This is a genomic window from Kiritimatiellia bacterium, assembly GCA_028715905.1.
Taxonomy (GTDB): Bacteria; Verrucomicrobiota; Kiritimatiellia; order JAAZAB01; family JAAZAB01; genus JAQUQV01.
This window is the reverse complement of sequence record JAQUQV010000139.1, coordinates 1-2,590: the sequence shown is the minus strand read 5'-3', so window position 1 is coordinate 2,590 and position 2,590 is coordinate 1. Positions and strand designations below refer to the sequence as shown.

At 54.7% G+C, this 2,590-nt stretch carries 2 protein-coding genes; both read right to left on the bottom strand.

The window, feature by feature from the left end; translation table 11 throughout:
• Window positions 1-1,248, bottom strand: a 1,248-nt coding sequence (locus PHP98_12255; GenBank protein MDD5484401.1) for a sugar phosphate isomerase, incomplete at its 3' end; no start/stop codon positions are given.
• A 232-nt stretch (window positions 1,249-1,480) separates the two neighbouring features.
• On the bottom strand, window positions 1,481-2,590 hold a 1,110-nt coding region (locus PHP98_12250; GenBank protein ID MDD5484400.1), incomplete at its 5' end, for an IS4 family transposase.

Genomic DNA, 2,590 nt, shown 5'->3' with positions numbered 1-2,590 from the left:
GGCAATGGCGGCGCCGGCTCCCAGCCGCCGATAGTCGCCGGCGGTCCAGTTCAGGCAGCGCGGCGGACGGGAAAGACAGTGCTGCCAGGCTTCGGGCGTGGCGAGCGAGGGATGTTTAACGAATGCCCAGGAACACGGCGAAATTTCATCGCCGCGTTTGCGGAACGGCGGCAGCATGAAGGTGGGCGAACGTTCGGTGGTATCGGTGAAGATGTCGAGCAGATAGTCGTCGGCAAGATAGGTGACGAGACCGTTATGGAAATAGATGTCGGTTTCGAAATCAATATATCCGGCCAGCGCTTTGACCGCGGCTTCGGCTTCGAGTTCATTGAGCAGGGCGGCGAAATCCGCCGCATAATCGGCCGGCCGGCGGTATCCGGCCGGTGCGGCTTGTCGTTCCCGCGCCTGAAGGACGTTGCCGAGGATAAGTTCCAGCGCAGCTCCGGCGATAAGTTGTTCGGAAGTCGTGGCCTGCATCCGGGTGGAACCGGCAATGGCCATCGGGCCGCAGTGGAGGTCGAGCACGGTTACGGCAGGGTTTTCAATGGCCTCGCGCGACCGCTCCAGATGAGTGCGCAGCAGTTCGGCGGGATTATTGAAGAGGAGAAATACCCGGGCGCCGCGCCGGGCCGCTTCGCTGACCGTTCCCAGCACGGATGAGGTTTCACCGCCTTCGGTGATCGCTACGAGAATATCGCCGGCAGTCATTTGCGCTTCCCGCACCTGCTGCCGGCCGAATTCGGCATAATCTTCGAAGAATTCGACTGCGCGGATCAGGGCGTAATCACCGCCGGTCATAATGCTTTCGACTGCATTTTCGAGTTCTGATGCCCATGGCCGGGTCTCGGGCTGCCGGGTTTGCAGATCGATCAAGAAACGCCTCCACATGGCCTCCAGCAGAATACTTAACCGCCCGGTCGCGCCGCAGCCGGAAAAGATGATTTTATGGCCGTTGACAATGGCGGCCGTTCCGGCCTCGATCAGGGCTTTGAATCCGGTTCCGGCCAGGACTTTCCTGGCCATGGCCAGGACTTCCCGGTCAACCCGCTGGAGTATCCGGACTCCGGCGGGGGTGTCGGCCGCCATGATGCGATCGAGCCCCCGCGTGAGCGGGTTCGACTGTTCGGTGGGGAGGAATCCCAGACGGAATGCCTTTTCCCCGGCGGCAAATGCGGCTGCCTTATTGCGGTAATCGTTGCTCATGATGTATCCTGATGTATCGGTGCTGCTTTCGTCGGTTCCGTCCATTTGGACCTGAATCGAAGTGAATGACGCTACATGAAAATAAACCTGACCGCTTAGCCTCAATACTGCTCATTTAATTCGAATAACCGGTTTATTCGGAGCGATTTTGGTTGAAAAGTCTTTTTTGATTTGCCAATTTTTCATTTTTCGCTTGACTGCGCGTTCACGGGACAGGCCGCGACTGGACACCACTTTGTGCTGAGCAATTTCGTCAATAATTTCTTTGCGAAGTTTTTTAATCTGCGCAGGCCGTAGGGGGAAAATGCGCCGCAGTGATTTTGCGGCATACAACCCGAACGGCACCGGTAAATGACAAAGAGTCAGGATCGCAAGAAGTCTTCAACGCGGCCTGATGCATTAGCGAGCGAATCGTGAAATGCGCCAGCAGGTAACCGTAAAATTCCTGGATTATCAATTCCGGAGTCTTGCTTCTCAGGCAATTGCCCGGTTCTTTCAGATGGTTTTTTATTTCGTCATAGCCCATCTCAATTTCCCATCTCTCGTGATACACCGCCGCAAGTTCAGGAGCGGGAGCGAGTTCAGGATCAAGGATACTGGTAATCAGAACATATTTCTCTTTTCCGCCTTTGAGGCGATACTCGATTATCCGAACCGTAATTCCGTTAATGTCTTTGCGGCGGTCATTGGGGGACGGATAAAGCTTGCTCAAATACGAACCGTCTACAAAAGTTTTCAGGCATGGAAACTTCATTATGCCGCGCACGCGGAACAGCAAATCGGCGCCGGTTTTTATCGCTTCGCTGTAAATCGGATAACAACCGAATCCGCGATCCGCAATCAGTAGCATTCCGGCTTTCAAGCGCGACAATATCTTTTTCGCCAAGCTATTCTCATGTTCTTTGTAAGCCCCTTGGGCAGCCGCGAAAATAGCGTGGGTTCCGATTTCCAGTAAAGCCACAAAGCGGAGCTTGGGGAATGCCGCTTCCCCACGAGAAGCGCCCGGCCTTCCGAAAAAATCACGATTGGCTTTTTCGTCGGGAAGATCAAGCGTACTGCCGTCAATCGCGACCAGACGCCACTTGCGATAGAACGCGCCAATAGTTTTCGAGGTGGCAATCGGCAAACATACCGTCTCGAACAATACCCGCATAAACTCCGCCCCCAGACGGTTGCGGGCGTTGGGAATTCCGCCGCGTCCGGTAATTATGCCACAGGGAAGTTTAAACCGGAGTTTGTCGCAGCCCTCGAAAAGGCAACGCAATACTTCCTGAAGCGAAACCTTGGCATAAAGCGTCATGCAAATAATGTAATAAGCCATTAGTTCCATTGGCAGTTTCCGGTACCGCCTGGTTGCTATTCCGCATTTGCGCATCACTTCAAGAAC